General features: G+C 43.6%; 16 protein-coding genes and 1 pseudogene. 6 read left to right on the plus strand and 11 right to left on the minus strand.

Going from position 1 to position 15,137, the window contains the following annotated elements; all coding sequences use genetic code 11:
* Positions 1–227 precede the first annotated feature (227 nt).
* Positions 228–1,607 (plus strand): amidase, encoded by a 1,380-nt coding sequence (locus QUA13_RS22885; protein ID WP_333202182.1) that lies wholly within the window; start codon positions 228–230, stop codon positions 1,605–1,607.
* A gap of 446 nt (positions 1,608–2,053) precedes the next feature.
* Here the strand turns inward: QUA13_RS22885 and QUA13_RS22890 are convergent, their stop codons facing one another.
* The 3 genes from QUA13_RS22890 to QUA13_RS22900 all read right to left on the minus strand — a co-directional run bounded on the left by QUA13_RS22890 (position 2,054) and on the right by QUA13_RS22900 (position 4,896).
* Positions 2,054–2,374: a hypothetical protein gene (locus tag QUA13_RS22890; protein ID WP_333202184.1), complete on the minus strand. Its 321-nt coding sequence runs from the start codon at positions 2,372–2,374 to the stop codon at positions 2,054–2,056.
* A gap of 410 nt (positions 2,375–2,784) precedes the next feature.
* Entirely contained in the window at positions 2,785–3,633 is an 849-nt protein-coding gene (locus QUA13_RS22895; protein ID WP_333202186.1) for a phosphatase domain-containing protein, read from the minus strand.
* Positions 3,634–3,810: 177 nt separating this feature from the next.
* On the minus strand, positions 3,811–4,896 hold the full coding sequence (locus tag QUA13_RS22900) for a T4 RnlA family RNA ligase (protein ID WP_333202188.1): 1,086 nt from the start codon (positions 4,894–4,896) through the stop codon (positions 3,811–3,813).
* Between the two features lie 188 nt (positions 4,897–5,084).
* Here QUA13_RS22900 and QUA13_RS22905 point away from each other — a divergent pair, with 188 nt between their 5' ends.
* Both QUA13_RS22905 and QUA13_RS22910 read left to right on the plus strand, forming a co-directional pair.
* The gene (locus QUA13_RS22905; protein WP_333202190.1) at positions 5,085–5,645 is read left to right on the plus strand and encodes a hypothetical protein; all 561 of its coding nucleotides are present in this window, start codon (positions 5,085–5,087) and stop codon (positions 5,643–5,645) included.
* Between the two features lie 146 nt (positions 5,646–5,791).
* Complete coding sequence (locus tag QUA13_RS22910; RefSeq protein ID WP_333202192.1) at positions 5,792–6,793, plus strand: hypothetical protein; 1,002 nt, start codon at positions 5,792–5,794, stop codon at positions 6,791–6,793.
* On the opposite strand, the gene QUA13_RS22915 is transcribed toward QUA13_RS22910, so the two are convergent.
* The gene (locus QUA13_RS22915; protein ID WP_333202195.1) at positions 6,790–7,005 is read right to left on the minus strand and encodes a hypothetical protein; all 216 of its coding nucleotides are present in this window, start codon (positions 7,003–7,005) and stop codon (positions 6,790–6,792) included. The two genes, QUA13_RS22910 and QUA13_RS22915, sit on opposite strands and share 4 nt — an antisense overlap.
* Before the next feature lie 363 nt (positions 7,006–7,368).
* Here QUA13_RS22915 and hemC point away from each other — a divergent pair, with 363 nt between their 5' ends.
* Positions 7,369–8,340, plus strand: a complete 972-nt coding sequence (hemC, locus tag QUA13_RS22920; RefSeq protein WP_172192941.1) for a hydroxymethylbilane synthase — start codon at positions 7,369–7,371, stop codon at positions 8,338–8,340.
* Between the two features lie 445 nt (positions 8,341–8,785).
* Positions 8,786–9,613, plus strand: coding sequence for a S1C family serine protease (locus QUA13_RS22925; protein WP_333202197.1), 828 nt, complete (start codon positions 8,786–8,788; stop codon positions 9,611–9,613).
* A 158-nt stretch (positions 9,614–9,771) separates the two neighbouring features.
* Here QUA13_RS22925 and QUA13_RS22930 read toward each other — a convergent pair whose 3' ends face one another.
* From QUA13_RS22930 to QUA13_RS22955, 6 genes are all read right to left on the minus strand, one after another.
* Entirely contained in the window at positions 9,772–10,110 is a 339-nt protein-coding gene (locus QUA13_RS22930; protein WP_333202199.1) for a type II toxin-antitoxin system PemK/MazF family toxin, read from the minus strand.
* Positions 10,097–10,324: a CopG family transcriptional regulator gene (locus QUA13_RS22935; RefSeq protein ID WP_333202201.1), complete on the minus strand. Its 228-nt coding sequence runs from the start codon at positions 10,322–10,324 to the stop codon at positions 10,097–10,099. Before QUA13_RS22935 ends, QUA13_RS22930 begins: the two co-directional genes overlap by 14 nt.
* 295 nt (positions 10,325–10,619) lie before the next feature.
* A complete protein-coding gene (locus tag QUA13_RS22940) occupies positions 10,620–10,862 on the minus strand; it encodes a DUF4926 domain-containing protein (protein ID WP_194068057.1) in 243 nt (80 codons plus the stop codon).
* Positions 10,863–10,864: 2 nt separating this feature from the next.
* Positions 10,865–11,194 (minus strand): DUF6883 domain-containing protein, encoded by a 330-nt coding sequence (locus QUA13_RS22945; RefSeq protein ID WP_333202203.1) that lies wholly within the window; start codon positions 11,192–11,194, stop codon positions 10,865–10,867.
* A 315-nt stretch (positions 11,195–11,509) separates the two neighbouring features.
* Positions 11,510–12,772, minus strand: a complete 1,263-nt coding sequence (locus QUA13_RS22950; protein WP_333202205.1) for a hypothetical protein — start codon at positions 12,770–12,772, stop codon at positions 11,510–11,512.
* 135 nt (positions 12,773–12,907) lie between these two features.
* Entirely contained in the window at positions 12,908–13,513 is a 606-nt protein-coding gene (locus QUA13_RS22955; protein ID WP_333202207.1) for a serine protease, read from the minus strand.
* A gap of 210 nt (positions 13,514–13,723) precedes the next feature.
* Between QUA13_RS22955 and QUA13_RS22960 the strand changes: the two are divergent.
* Positions 13,724–14,829: pseudogene (locus tag QUA13_RS22960) on the plus strand (ISAzo13 family transposase).
* On the opposite strand, the gene QUA13_RS22965 reads toward QUA13_RS22960, so the two are convergent.
* On the minus strand, positions 14,826–15,134 hold the full coding sequence (locus QUA13_RS22965; RefSeq protein WP_333202209.1) for a hypothetical protein: 309 nt from the start codon (positions 15,132–15,134) through the stop codon (positions 14,826–14,828). The pseudogene QUA13_RS22960 and the gene QUA13_RS22965 sit on opposite strands and share 4 nt — an antisense overlap.
* Between the last annotated feature and the right edge of the window lie 3 nt (positions 15,135–15,137).

The raw sequence follows: 15,137 nt of genomic DNA on the forward strand, positions 1-15,137 counted from the left end.
GGGAATCTCTCTCTAAATTCACCATAATTTCTACTCAGCTCCTTCTGAGTAAATTTGTGCTTAGTCTAAACTCCAGTCAGGAACTAATGGTATTATAATTGAGCAAAATAGTATTCCTGTAGGATTAATTACTAGGACTGATTTAATTAAATATTGGGCAAGCCAAACGGAGTGTCTGAATCATGAATGAAAAATAGTTTTATTCCCTAAAAATGTAGTTAAGTAGAATGAATGATTTAGTTTTTTTAGCTGCTCATCAATTAGCAAAAGCAATCCGCGATCGCCAAGTCTCTTCAACAGAAGTAATAGAAGCTTATTTGAGTCAGATTGCTCAATACAACCCAGGACTAAATGCGATTGTGACTCTGGATGCGGAAAATGCGATCGCGCAGTCGAAAGTAGCAGATCGAGCATTAGCTCAAGGAGAAAATTGGGGGTTCTTACATGGAGTACCCGTAACTATCAAAGACACCCTCGAAACCAAAGGATTACGCACAACCAGCAGTTATCAACCCTTAGCTAATTATGTCCCAAAGCAAGATGCTACCGTCGTCGATCGACTGCGCGCCGCTGGAGCAATTATTTTGGGCAAGACGAATACACCACAACTAGCTGATAACTTTCAGACCAACAGTCCTCTGTTTGGTAGAACAAACAACCCCTGGAACCATGAATATACGCCAGGCGGCAGCACTGGGGGTGGAGCGAGTGCGATCGCTGCTGGGTTATCCCCTCTAGAACTTGGTAGTGATATTGGTGGATCAATCCGCGTTCCAGCTCACTTCTGTGGCATTTTCGGCTTGAAACCAACCCAGAATCGCGTCTCAACATTTGGACATATTCCAGAATTACCAGGAACACCTAAAACTATCCACCACTTACAAACAATAGGGCCTCTTGCCCGCTCTGTAGAAGACTTGCGATTGTGCCTGTCACTGATTCAAGATCCAGACCCCCGCCAGCCAGAAGTAATACCGATATCCAAACAAGTTAACCCAGCAACCACGCTACAATCGTACCGCTACGCTTGGACAGAAGGTTTTGGTGAGATTCCAGCCACAGCTCAAACCAAAGCCGCTCTAGAAAAATTAGCATCATCCCTGACAGATATAGGATGCTGTGTAGAGCAACACAACGAGCCGCCAAATTTTGATAGCAATGCGGTACGCGATACTTACCTCAATATTTATAATTTTGAATTGGGTTTATTCCAGCCCGACTTGACGCAGATTCAACAGCAACAACGATATGTGACCGCCCTCATTGAGCGCGATATTCTGATTGCTAATATCGAAAGTTTCTTATCTAATTGGGATGCTTGGCTGTGTCCAGTAGTGCCAGTGCCTGCTTTCACCCACCGTCAGCCAGGAGCACCAATTGAGGTTGATGGTCGCGAGTTCTCTTATTTGAAAACAATAGGTGCTTACGTAACAATTTTTAATTTAACTGGCAACCCTGCCGTAGTGCTGCCCTTTACACAGTCACAAGAAGGACTACCCATCGGCGTGCAAGTGGTGGGACGGCGCGGAAGCGATCTGAAACTGCTAGAGATTGCGGAAAAATTAACTCAAGTAACTGGTTTTTTTCAACGCCCACCTGGGTATTAGAAATGTCATTTGTCATTGGTGTCGGGCATCTGGCTGCAGAAGCAACGACCGAGAGCCATTGGCGTTGTCCCAGCCCATAAAGTTGTTGCGTTTAAGTCTTTGAGCCGAATCTGTCGGTGCGAGTGTTCTCGATCGCTCGCGCTATTCTAATAAAAACCAATGCTTTATTTTTTCAGGTTTGATAGAGCAAAGGAGCGATTGATAAAGTCGCAGAGAGTCGTTTTTTAGGCTGGCAAAGCGATCGCTTAAAGTTGATATCGTTGCGATCGCTGTCTTATCTTTCAACTATAGCATATACTTTTTAACTTATAATTTTAATAAACTGAAAATCAAAACCATAAATATTAATATAAAATCAAAAAAACAGGAATTTTTTTCCTAATTTTCCTTCTTTAAGTCAGCACAAAAACTGATATTTTTAATCAAATACACCTGACACCAATTCTCTATGAAGTCGCCCTTAACAAACTCCAGTTCAATTGGTGCGATCGCCACTTGCACAAGCGCTCGCTCAGGAGCCCGCGATCGCTACTTAAAGTCCTGAAGGCGACTGCGATCGGTCTGGAGGTCAAACATTTATTTAATGCCAAGGAACTGACTTCATTCAAAATAGTAAACAGGTTGTTCAATGTCGTACGGGGTACTTTCATTTTGGCGTTGAGCTTATAGAGCAGGATTTTATCTACACTCTTCTCTGAAACTACAACCTGGCACTCTTGAGTAATCCACTCTTGAATTTGACCGTAATTCTTGAATCCTTGAGGCATCTCCAGACCTTTGCTCCGTTGCTCATCACTTTTTCTGGAAGGGCGGCAGGTTTTCCTGGGGCTGTTTTTACTTCGAGTCATGCCTCCATGCCCCCTGGCTTGTACCGTTGTCACTAACGATACATTGTTGATTCATTATATTCTTGCTCCTGTCTCTAATATTTTAGTGCGTCTTCAAGGAGAATTGGTATCAGGATGAAATAATGTTAGCCCCCTTCCGCTTCAGAAAAACCCACATACAAATTGGCTTCAATAGCATCAAAGCTAGGAGCGAAAAATTTATATTTCATAAAGCTTTCTACATTTCAGTGTCCCTTGCTGAAACTTTAAAAAAGTTGAAACTACCAAGGGGGCGATCGCTAATCAAATTTAATCTAACGCTGTCATCAAAGTGACACAAGAGCGCTGCCTTAAAAATCTCCTTCATCTACTTGAAATACAGTCAATCCCAACGACCGCCACATATCAACAACTTGCTGGCGATCGTCCAACACAAATTTAACATTATATTTCCCTACAATATGCCACCGATATAACTCTTCCTTCATAATCGCATCCTTCCTCATATCTCCGGTTTTCCGCATATAAAGAGCAGCATAATTAACCTCGTACTGCTGCAACCATTTTTCAGTTTGAGGCTGACAATCATCTGTTCGACCCGAGACTACAATAATATGGGCGCTGGACTGCCACTTGCGGATGGTATCTAAGACGGGCTGATTCGGTAAATCGCGATCGCACGTCGAAGCATCAAAAGGATTTCTGCCGTTGAGAAGTGCCAGCGTACCGTCCATATCGACAATAATTGCCTCCGGCAAATCCGGGTTATATTTCGGCGGCACAACGGGAACCCGCACGTACTTATTGTACATCTTCATTATCACATCTTTGCCCACCGAATTAAGCCTTTTCAAATCCCTTTTAATACATTCCTCAACCGGAACTTGCAGGAAAGAATCATTAACTTCGACGATGGCTTTACCTTTAACTAACTGTTTAATATGCTCGATGTGATGCCCGAAATTAGTATCATCAACAATGACGTGCTTGCCGCTTTCCAAAGCCATCAAAATAATCGTATCTCTCAACTGCACAATAAACTTTTCATTCGCGGGCGACCAATGAGAAGCGTGAGCCATTTCTCTGAGCAAATCTTTATTGCTGCGCACCCACTTTGCAGGTTCAGACAGCAGCAATTCTCTAGCAAATTGTGATTTTCCAGAAGCAGGTAAACCAACAAGTACAATAACTCTTTTCATGGTAAGTAGAAGGAAGAAGGAAGAAGGAAGAAGGAAGAAGGATCATACAGCAAACTTTTTAGCTGTATCTTAGGTTTAATTAGGGACATTTATTTCTTCGGTTAGCTAAAATATAATGTTAATCTTCGTTCGTAGTGAGGACTAAAGTCCTCATTCAAGAAACGACTGTAGTCGTTACTACAAACCTAGATGGATGTAATCTAAACCCAATAACTCCTCTATTTTATGGATCGTAACATCACGGAGAGCTTCTTTCACTCCCGCAACTCTTTGGGCCCGCAAAGAAAACAAAATCCCGGAATACGGCAAATGTTTCACAGCTAAAGCAAAATCTTTCTGAACTTCTATATTTTCGTGCTGTCGGTAAACTTCCTCGATTTCTCTAACCAAACATTGATATTTCTCCTTAACTTTTTCGTACAATTCAGTCCACTCAGGGAAATAAGCTAAAAACTCTTCTCCTTCATTAGTTAAAACAATCTCGATCAGGCGGCGGGTCGAAAACCCTTCGCGGAGATGAGAAAGAGCGACATATTGCGGAGACTTAACTTTAACTCTGTTGAAGTTAGCATCGCAGATAATATACCCTTCCGAATCCATCGGATCTAAATGTTGAGCCGCTTCAATAACTTCTTTCCAGCTAGTTAAAAGATAAGATGCGACCAATTCCCAGCCGTATTTATTTGCCCAAATACTCGGGTCGGTTTCTAGCATTGTTTGAGTGTTGCGAACCCCGTGCAGCACGATTTGATTTTCCGTTTGCTGCACAACTATTCTATTGTAAGGTGTCATCAACTCAAAGATAAAACACTGGTCTGTTTCTTGCGGTAATTGATATCCCAACTCTTGCCAGACTTTCCAAAAAAGTTCGGCAAAGCTGAATCCAAAACCGTTAACTTCGCCGGCGGCGTCGGGAGTGCCGCTAGATTGCACTCTCCATTCTCCCTTGTAAAAATAAAGTACAGTCAGAGAACCGTCTAGTTTTTGGTAAACTTTGGCATGACTCCAATCAATTGCAGCGGCGTGAATTTCTCCGTAATTAAAAAATTTGTCGTAGGGATAAGAAACTATCTGCCAATCTTGAGATGAATCTAAAATAATGCCTCGGCACTGCTGGACTATTTTTTCGCCCAATGGAGATTCTATCTGCGAGTATTTCAGACAGACTAAATCGGGATATTGGCGGTGGCGGGTAACTTTGATATGATAAGTTTCGGACAAAGTTTCCAATCCGTGCTGGCGCAAATACTCTTGCAGTTCCACTATCGACTCCTCAATTGCTCGCCTTCTCTATATTATAGATGACTTCATATTCTGGCAACCTTGTCAAGATAGTCAAAAAAAAAATCCCGGAAAAGCGAGTGTTAATTTTGTATTTTGAATTATGGTTGTACATAGGTGAATGCGGTTCGCAGCCCAACTAAACTCTTGGAATATTAAGGGAAAAGACCGTGAAGAAGAAATTATTACTTTTGGCTACTTCTGCTGGTGTATTGACTGCTTTATTACCTCTCTCGGTTGTTTTTGGATCTTCGCAATTGTCGCAGCGACAATCGGGAACAACACAAATTGCTCAAGGAGGCACTGCGGTTCCGGTAAGTGAAATCTTGCCCAAGTTAAAAGGCAAAACGCAAGTGCCTATTTTTATTCCCAGCAGGATTCCGCTTTCGCAAAAAATGTACTATTCAACTACAGCACAAGCAAACAGCTATGCTATTTCAATCGATTATAAAGCAGATTGCGGCGGTACGACAGTTTGCACTTTTGGGTCAATTATAGGTCAAAAAGGCGGGGAGTTTACTACAAAACTAGAAGGGGTAACTAAGACATTAAAAAATGTCAAACTTGCGGGCGGAGTGAAAGGAGTTTTTCATAACGGTTGCGGGGCTTACTGCACAGCAACTCTTGAGTGGAAAACTCAGGGTTTTATGTATACCGTCGCCATTAAGAACGGACGAGAATCTGATTTAATTTTAATAGGAAATTCTGCTATTAAAGCTGGGAAGCGTTAAGTTTGGCAGTCGGGGAGGCACAACTTCTATATGTAGGGTGCGTAAGGGCGCACCTTACTGTTATTTTATGATATATCTTAACTCGCACTCGCCCCTTACAAGATGCTATATTTTTTTTGCGCTTACCTACTTCGAGGGAAATCAGGATGAGGGGAAGATGGCTATTTGCGGCGATTTTTGCTGGTGTGGTGACTGCTTTTACGATCGCATTTTTGACACCCAACTCAGCGTTAGCAAGGACAGAACTCTCGATAACAGAAATCCACTGGTTTAATTTTTCCCCTAAAGATACCTGGCAACCGATACAATTTATTGTACCCGATCGCAACACGGCAAAATCTACCGGCGGCCGCAAGTTGCGGTTGTACGATGTTCATATTGCCAAGATGTTTGAGATTTCTCATTTTCTGTGCGATCGCGATCGGGCTTCTGAGGGTTACAATTGGTCTTATCAAGCGGAAAATGGCAATATTGAGATGGGACGCTTCAAAATTAGCTGCACTCTAGCCCGTTCCATAGCTCCAGCTTACGGATTAGGGAAATCAGAAATTACAGTGATTCGCCGCCACTTCAACCTGAAAAACGGCCGCCCTTCTATTGCTGCAGAAAAATATTCAATTCCCACTCTCAACATTGCTAAAAATAGAGTTTTGCAGTGGAGGGATTTTGTGCAAAAGTTTCCCCCAACCCCGGATAAATTAGCAAACCAAGCTAACAGTAGTTTTCCTGCAAGTAACATTTTTAGGCAAATCAAAGGTAAAACGCGAGTGCCTGTTTTTCTGCCGAATATACTTCCTTTATCTGACACTCAGCAAGTTGATTTTGATGTGCAAGCAGGTTCCTACGGTTACATTGTGGGAATGTATTTAGGCAAAGGCTGCCGCGCCGGAGCCTGTTATTTCGGCACAATCGAAGCTAAAAGAAACGAACCGTTTTCGCCTCCTTCGCAATTGCCGCAGGATACTTACAGAAGCATTGAATTGGCGGGCGGAATAAGGGGGATTTATTTCAATAATTGCGGTGCTTACTGCACTGCTTTTGTTGAGTGGCAAAGGCTGGGGGTGCTGTACCGAGTCACAAAGAAAAACGGACGGCAGCAAGAAGTTGTTCAGATAGCAAATTCTGCACTTCAAGCAGGGCAACGTTAAATTTGGCGGGTAAATGGAAAAGGTACGCGCGAGCGAAGTTCTCCCGTTCCCCGCAGGGGTTCCCGAAGGGTAGGGAATCGCCCTTTGGTCAACGAAGCTGCTACAAATAAATACGATCGCCCTTTTCCCCTCGCAACTACATTTCTCTCCCCAAATCCCGCAACCTTTGAGCTAATTCTTTCTCGCTGCTGTTGAGCTAACTGCTCAGGCAAACCAGGTTCATCCGGCTCGACCCTAGGTAAATCTTACATCGCCGGCAGCCTTTGCTTCGGAATGTCGATCGCCCCCGTGCCAGCGACGCCCAATGCAGGATGGGAAACATCATCAAGGCTAACTGCTACTGGCGGTCATACAATTTTAGATTTTAGATTTTAGATTTTAGATTGGCAATGGCTTATTCTGTAAAGGTTTGGAGCTTGCCTACCGTTGCATCCTTTTTTCAAACAGGCGGTCAAAATCTGGTATTTCTATTTTATCGCCCGAATTATCCCAACCAGCAATTAAAGTCCCCACCTGCGGTACGCTAGATCAGGTGAATATATTGGCTGATTTCAAGCTATCCTCCGATCGATCTTATGTCCCCAACCACATCTGCCCCTTCCCGAACCGTTCGCATCGGTTCCCGCAAAAGCCAACTCGCTCTCGTGCAAACCCACTGGGTGCAAGAACAGCTACAGAAACACTTCCCGGAACACACTTTTGAAGTCCACACCATGTCCACCCAAGGGGACATAATTCTTGATGTCGCCCTCGCTAAAATTGGCGATAAAGGACTTTTTACCAAAGAATTAGAAACGGGAATGATTAACAATGAAACGGACTTTGCCGTTCATTCCCTCAAAGATTTGCCTACCAATTTGCCCGAAGGTTTAATTTTAGGATGCGTCACCGAACGGGAAAATCCCGCTGACGCCTTGGTAGTTCACTCCAAGCACAAAGACAAGCAACTAGACACCCTCCCAGAAGGTGCAGTAATCGGCACTTCTTCCCTGCGGCGGCTAGCTCAATTGCGGCACCATTTCCCTCATTTTGAATTTAAAGATATTCGCGGCAATCTCAATACTCGACTGGCTAAATTAGATGAGGGCGGTTACGACGCAATTATTTTAGCAGTTGCCGGTCTCGAAAGATTGGGAATGGGCGATCGCATCCACCAAATTATCCCTGCTGAAATCTCCCTTCACGCCGTCGGACAAGGTGCTTTGGGCATCGAATGCCGCGCCGGAGATACAGAAATCATGGCAGTGATTAAAGCTCTCGAACACTCGGAAACCGCCCAAAGATGTTATGCCGAACGCGCATTTCTGCGGGAATTAGAAGGCGGCTGTCAAGTGCCCATAGGCGTCAATACCAAAATAGAAAACGGTCAATTAACCTTAACGGGAATGGTATCGAGTCTCGACGGCAAGCGATTCGTCAAAGATACTGTTTCCGGCGCTGCCGAGACTGCAGAACTGCTGGGAATTGACCTCGCTCACCGCCTGCGCCAACAGGGAGCTAGTGAAATTTTGGAGGAAATATTTGTCCAAGTTCAGCGCGGTTCCTAAACCCGATCGGCATCTATTTGTCAATGCTTTTAGACTAATCTAGAGATATCGCCTTTTGTAAAATAAAAATAACTGGCGGTTCGCTTTTGCTTTCACAGATACACTAGCAGTATGTTTGTAGATTTTTGATGGGATTTTAGATTAGACTTACGATCCCGACCTCAGAAACCCGGTTTGTTCTATATCTAGTCGTCAAACCAAGGATTTTCGCTGATTCCGGGTTTCTGAGCGTAAGTCCTATTAGAGTATAAAGTTGACCGTCGGTTTCAAAAACTTCTGACTAATTTAGGACGCTGCGCACGGGTGGAGGTTTCGATTTAGTACCCAAGATTTCTCCCATAAACCGATTTTTTTCGTAAGTCCTATAATTATCAATAGACCCATCCAAAATCTACAATCAAACATCCGAAATTAATCAGCAATCTATTTCAGAAAAAGGCAAAATATGAGCGCTAGGGAAACTCAAATAAAGCTGGAATTGAACAAAGTTCAGCAACTTTATCGCAAAATGCAGGCCGACCAAAAAGCTTTGCAGCAGCAATTGAAAGAGTTTAAAACTCAGGCAGGAAATTTTTCGGATGTAGTCGAGCAAGTCTTGCCGTCCGTAGTTTCAGTTTACGTCATGGATTGGGAGACACAAGAAGAGATTTCTTCAGGGAGTGGCTTCTTTGTATCGCCGGACGTAATTGTCACGAACTATCACGTGGTCGAAGATATTGCTGATGAAGATTACTTCTATGAAGAAGATGAAGTCGAACAGGTTTTAGTGGAAACTTACGACGGAAAATTGAGACTGGCAGAGGTGGTGTTTACCGGTAATGCGGAAGAAGATTTAGTGTTGCTCTTAATTAGCGATTTTACTTTCAACCCGGAAACAGGGGAACAAGTCGAATCTCCCCAGGAATATCCTCCCCTAGAGTTGTCTTTTGATGTGAAAGTGGGAGATACAGTAATTGCTGTGGGCAATCCTTTGGGGCAGTTTGCTTCAACTGTAACTCAAGGTATTATTAGTGCAATTCGCGAACCCGATGAGTATGAAGAAGGCGACGAAGAAGAAGATGATGTTGCTGAGGTGAAGGTGTTGCAAACTGATGCGGCGATTAATCCGGGAAATTCCGGCGGGCCGCTGATTAATATGGCCGGTCAAGTGGTTGGGGTGAATACGTGGGGATGGGAAGATGCTGATAATATTAATTTGGCGATCGCCTCGGAAGCTTTGGATGACTTTTTAGCTGGATTTGAAGAAAGTTTTGAGGAGGATTCTCAGAATTAGTCGGCAGTTGTCGGTAATATGTGATTCGGGCGATCGCCCTCGCTCGAAATAAGGGCGATCGTTCTTTTTTTACCGCAGATAAACGCAGATAGGATCAGAAAGATTGCCTGTTTTTTGCGAAAGATATCTTGCTATTTTAGATCGCAGATATATCGCCATTAATCCAAGTCTAAATGCAATTTAATAGCAGCATCTACCAACTGCATGATTTCCTCAGTTATACTTCCTACTGCGTCACTGTTGATTCGCTGTTGAGAAATTGTCCGCACTTGCTGTGCTTGCACTTTTGAAGGTTTGGACAAACCACTATCCTCTGGATTTAGCAATACCTCAAAAGGATAAATGCGAGTAACATTCGACGTAATCGGTAAAATCGTGACTGTATTTGCAGCACGGTTATTGGGATCATTGCTGACTATTAATATGGGACGGCGTTTATCCATCTCGGAACCCACCGCAGGGCTTAGGTTTGCATAAAAACTTTTACCACGTTTCATCTGTCAGTCCATCTGCAACTGTCGCGTCCCAATCCGGGTCATTTTCTAGAGATGCTTCTCGGTAGGCCGATTCTAGTTCCAAACGCTGCAATAACTTCAGTGCTACTTCTATTACTTGGGAGTCAGATTCGCATCCTTTGGCAATTTTGTAGCTTTCAATAAACTGTGCTAGCGATCGCGGTAAGGAAATCGATATTTGTTCAGCTTGGGTCATCTTAGCAATTGGTAATTACAAAGATTATTTTTAGATTATAGCACGGGCGATCGAGCCAAGTAAATTTTACTATTGACACAGCGAGATCCTGTCTCTTTAAAGATACAACGATGCTGTAATAATAATCGCTATAACTTTATTACTGGTACTGACCCAGAAACTGAACAGGAAGTAACTTTATTAGGACTTACGCATTTGGGCCGAAAAACCGGGTTTTTTTACCAAAATACTTCGTTGGAACATCGCAGATTTGGTAACAAACCCAGTTTCTGACCGCCCGTGCGTCCACGACTGTTCATGCAGCCTCGGTCAAAGTCCTGACACGCAAAACTTCATTAGACATCAACGGTTCAATTTGCGACTCAGCTAAGGTAATTACAGCTATAGTTTCACCTAAAGCATTAAAAACTTCGAGACTGTAGCCATCCTCATCGGGGTGGGGATGATGCTCAACAATAGTGGCAATATCTCCTCGACAGAGTTTGTACTTGGGTACATCTGTTCGTAATGCTACTCTTTTAAACAAGGGAAATTTCATTTTCATACCTCCTTATTGGGATATAGGGTAATAAACTTGGTTTTTTGGGATGGAAACTCAGTCATCCAAATAGTTACTACTGGCAGACCTCTTCCGTTAGGGCCAGTTAATATGCCACGAATTTCATACTTATTACCATAGCGCGTTTCTTCGGTTGGTGTTGCATCCAGAGGCAAAATTTGTTCTCTTAAGTCTTTTTCTAGTTGTTGCCAGTTATCTTGGGTATAGTTGGCTTGTGCAAGAAACCAAGATTTATCATCTTCTAATAAGAACTTGAGCAAATACTGAGTTATTTTTGCCTCAGCAATAATGGTATCATTAGGTAGTTTCACTTACTTAATTTTGTAAGATTAGTATGGTCAATTTAAAATTATATATTATTTAAAGATCGCTCGCACTTCCCATCCAGAAAGGCGATCGCTCTTTTTTGAAAGGGTATGAAAAGAGCGATCACACTTGAAAAGACAAGAACAATTGCACTCACCTACACCAGCAGATGAATTTAAACTGTCTAATCTTCAATAGGACAATATCAGTCTATCATTTTGAAAATGCGTGGGATGAGTTGGGTGGGGGCGGGTTTATCAAGATTATCGGTGAGTGGCAAAGATTTCGGCGAATGCGCCCCCACAGGTTCTACTAATTCATCAAGATTTCTTCCTTGTGAATGTAAAAGAACCTTCAGCCTTAGCTGATCCAGAACTATGGCTGCAAACCACTCGACCAGTTATTGTATTACGATCATTGCTAATAGTTCCTGTATGTTCACTTGTGAAACCTCCTTCTGTTGATCTGAGAGTAAATACCTTGCCTGATACTGTGCCACCTGCCGCAGATCCATATCCCTTGCTACCCGTAGTGCTTGACCATCCACCGAAATTACCGGGTATGCTGATACTCCGTCCTGACTGAACCATAGTAAATTCATTCGCTCCAGGTAAAGGAGGTGCGCCTATTGAACCAGGATGGCATCCTGGTTCTCGATCGGCTGTATAAAAAGGGTCTCTCTTCGCAGTCCAAGTTCCACTTAAGCTGTAGTATGGGCCATACTCCCTCCACTCACCGCGCCTATTCCATACGTCGTCTTTTGCTTGTCTCCAAACAACCTCGCATAAAGAATCTATCGAATCAAGTGGAGAATTATTAAAGTCTTCTGTCCGTTTCCAACTCCAATTTCCCCATCCATCGCACGCATAACCTGTAGGGTGTGTCACGCAGCAGCTGTCATGGTTTTCACCTCCTGGCGATACAAATGCCCTAACCTTACAGGTCTCATAGTTGTACTGGGGATTTAAATCATTACGGGGGAAGGGGATACCCCCTTCGCACTGATTTCCACTTGCCCCAAAGCATTTCTGATCATCTTGACTTGTGCCAACAGACGAAAAATCACATTTTCCAGTGATAAGACCTAATGCCTCGCCAGTGGCATTTTTAGTTGCTGAGTCAATGGCTCCATCAACATCATCAGGGGACGGAAAAGAAGGGGGACTTCCACCCACATCAGGGGGCGGTACCGAAGGGGGACCTCCACCGGGCGGAGGTGGAGGGGGGCTCCCTCCCGAATCAAAATCAGGACGCACCGGCTGATTCGGTCCCGGATCTTGAGGAAACGGCGGCGCTTGCGGATTACTCGCAGGCGGTACACTCGGTGCATCATCAAACTCCCCCGGAGCTCGCTGCACCAACCAATCCGAAATATTCCTTTCCACAGCAGGCGGAGTCGCCGCCACCACGCGATCGGACGAATTAACTAAATTCACCGTGCAAATAGTAGAATTAAAACTAAAAACCGTACAAAGTGCAGCCGATAAAGCCCGATTGACAATCGTACCAGGAGCCAGCAAAGCACTCATTAAAACCGCAATAAAACTGACAATACCAAGAGCCAAAAGACGAATACTACGCATAATTTACCTCAACTCACTGATTAAATAATGTTCCGATTAACCTTGTGAGGACGGGTTCACCAATAACCCTTGAAGATTACAGACAAAATAAATAAACCCGCCCCCACCCCGTGAAAGTGCGATCGCCCTCAAGCCCTAAAACGGCAAAATCCTCCGAATTCCCCTCTGAATCACATCCTTAACTATCTCTTTACCAAAATCTCCAAACCAACCCTGCGCCTCCCCAGGTTTTACCTCTTCCGCATCCGCATTTTCCGCAGGTTTCTCATCCACCTTCAAAGCAGATTTCTCCATCCCCACCTGCGACATCATCCCCACAAAAGTATTAATCGGAATCGCTGAATTAAACCCCGTTTTTACTTCTTCTTGCCTTCCCCCAGCCTCATTTTGCACTCGACCAACTGTATCTCCCTGTCCGTGAATGCCAATCACTCGGCCGCTAACATCAAAAACAGGCCCGCCGCTCATTCCCCGCCGCGTCACTGCGTCGTAACGCATCGTATATCCTTGATCGTTACTCGATCGCACATTAGTAACTTGCCCATTCGTAAACTGATATTCCCGTTCTTGACTTCCCACACCCGCAGGCAAAGGATACCCCGAAATATAAACCCCTGAACCGATCTCCGCTTCATCGGAATTACTAATCGGTGCAACTGAATATTCCTCGTCACTCTCAAACATCACAACTGCTAAATCCGGCCCGCTGTCATTATTCTGAAAACCTTTCACTTCCGTCACTTTATGCTCTTTCTTCTTAGGTGATTTCCCAGAAAGAATTTACCGATAGAGGTAGAATATAGTGTTGATGACTCAGGAGACAGAAGTAAGGATTTGGATACATTAGTCTCAACAGACTCAAAAACATCATTAACATCGTCGCAAATTGAAGACCTGCGACTGGCAGCATCGAAAATGAATGGAGTAGAAAAACGAAGTTTTCAGGCGGAAATGACCCTGAAATATTGCCAGGGGAGCGGAAGGTTGGCAGAAACAGTATTTGGCTGGGGGAGAAAAAATATAGAGGTAGGATTGGCAGAAAAACGAACTGGTATAGTCTGTGTAGGATTACAATCAGCCTTGAGTGGGGCAAAAAGCTGGGAACAGAAGCAACCTGAAGCGGCATTATCACTGCGCCACCTGGCAGAATCCCATTCTCAACAAGACCCGACATTTAAAACATCGTTAGCCTACACTCGGTTAACAGCAGCATCAGCGTTGCTACAACTCCAAGAGCAGGGATTTAGCCAGGAGCAATTACCATCTAAAAGTACAATGGCAAAGGTATTGAACCGCATGGGGTATCTTCTTCGCAAAGTAGTAAAAGCCAAACCTCAAAAAAAATTGCACAAACAGAGGATATCTTTAACAACATCGAAAAGTTTAATCAGCAAGTAACAAGCACCAAAATCAAACGAATAAGCATGGACTGCAAAGCCATTGTGAATATTGGAGAGTACTCTCGTGGGGGGAAAACTAGAGGGGATAATCAAGCTAACAACCATGATATGGGATGCACAGAAAAATATATTCCCTGTGGGATTGTGGACGAAGATAGTGGACAACTACACATTAACTTTGGTAGTTCCTATAAAACTAGCGATTTCATTGTTGATAGCCTGATTGAGTGGTGGGAAACAATTACACCAGAACAACGCATTCATACCGAACTGATCCAAATTAAAGTAGATAATGGTCCCGAAAGTAGCGGTATCCGAACTCAATTCTTAAATAGGATAGTTGAGTTTGTTGACCAGAGCAAAACACCAATTCAGTTGCTTTACTATCCTCCTTACCATAGTAAGTACAATCCCATAGAGCGTTGTTGGGGTATTCTTGAACAGCATTGGAATGGCAGCAAGCTCGTCGATGTTACCACCATGCTTTCATGGGCGAAAAGCATGACGTGGAAAGGTATACATCCCCTTTTAACTTTAAGCAAGACTGTTTACCAAAAAGGAATTTCTCTAACGAAGAAAGCCATGAAGCTACTTGAACCTAGATTGCAGCGACATCCGCTTTTGCCCAAATGGGATATCTTGATTCAACCTCTTTAGCTGGTAATTTCTTTTTCAGAAATCACCTTAGAAGTAACAATCACGTACTCGGAATTAGGATTGATCACCACATGATTCGCCGTCAACACCGTGTAAATCTTGCCTTTCTTAGCAATGATTACCCCTGAACCGCCTTTATCACTAGCTAGAGTATTATTAATTTGTACTGTAGTTGGAACGGCAATTCGAGCTACTTCTCTAGCCGTTTTTGCCATTGCGGGCTCACCGATCGCAATTGTTGCTACCGCTACCGTTCCGGCTATAATTCCCGGAAGGTAATTAGACCGATTAAAACCTAAATTCATAAA

The sequence above is a fragment of the Microcoleus sp. S28C3 genome (assembly GCF_036700785.1).
GTDB classification, from domain to species: domain Bacteria; phylum Cyanobacteriota; class Cyanobacteriia; order Cyanobacteriales; family Microcoleaceae; genus Microcoleus; species Microcoleus asticus.

Excerpts from the sequence above, each read along its gene's own strand:
- QUA13_RS22885 (WP_333202182.1), top strand. The coding sequence starts at position 228 with ATGAATGATTTAGTTTTTTTAGCTGCTCATCAATTAGCAAAAGCAATC.
- QUA13_RS22890 (WP_333202184.1), bottom strand. The coding sequence starts at position 2,374 with ATGCCTCAAGGATTCAAGAATTACGGTCAAATTCAAGAGTGGATTACT.
- QUA13_RS22895 (WP_333202186.1), bottom strand. The coding sequence starts at position 3,633 with ATGAAAAGAGTTATTGTACTTGTTGGTTTACCTGCTTCTGGAAAATCA.
- QUA13_RS22910 (WP_333202192.1), top strand. The coding sequence starts at position 5,792 with ATGAGGGGAAGATGGCTATTTGCGGCGATTTTTGCTGGTGTGGTGACT.
- hemC (WP_172192941.1), top strand. The coding sequence starts at position 7,369 with ATGTCCCCAACCACATCTGCCCCTTCCCGAACCGTTCGCATCGGTTCC.
- QUA13_RS22925 (WP_333202197.1), top strand. The coding sequence starts at position 8,786 with ATGAGCGCTAGGGAAACTCAAATAAAGCTGGAATTGAACAAAGTTCAG.
- QUA13_RS22930 (WP_333202199.1), bottom strand. The coding sequence starts at position 10,110 with ATGAAACGTGGTAAAAGTTTTTATGCAAACCTAAGCCCTGCGGTGGGT.
- QUA13_RS22935 (WP_333202201.1), bottom strand. The coding sequence starts at position 10,324 with ATGACCCAAGCTGAACAAATATCGATTTCCTTACCGCGATCGCTAGCA.
- QUA13_RS22940 (WP_194068057.1), bottom strand. The coding sequence starts at position 10,862 with ATGAAATTTCCCTTGTTTAAAAGAGTAGCATTACGAACAGATGTACCC.
- QUA13_RS22950 (WP_333202205.1), bottom strand. The coding sequence starts at position 12,772 with ATGCGTAGTATTCGTCTTTTGGCTCTTGGTATTGTCAGTTTTATTGCG.
- QUA13_RS22965 (WP_333202209.1), bottom strand. The coding sequence starts at position 15,134 with ATGAATTTAGGTTTTAATCGGTCTAATTACCTTCCGGGAATTATAGCC.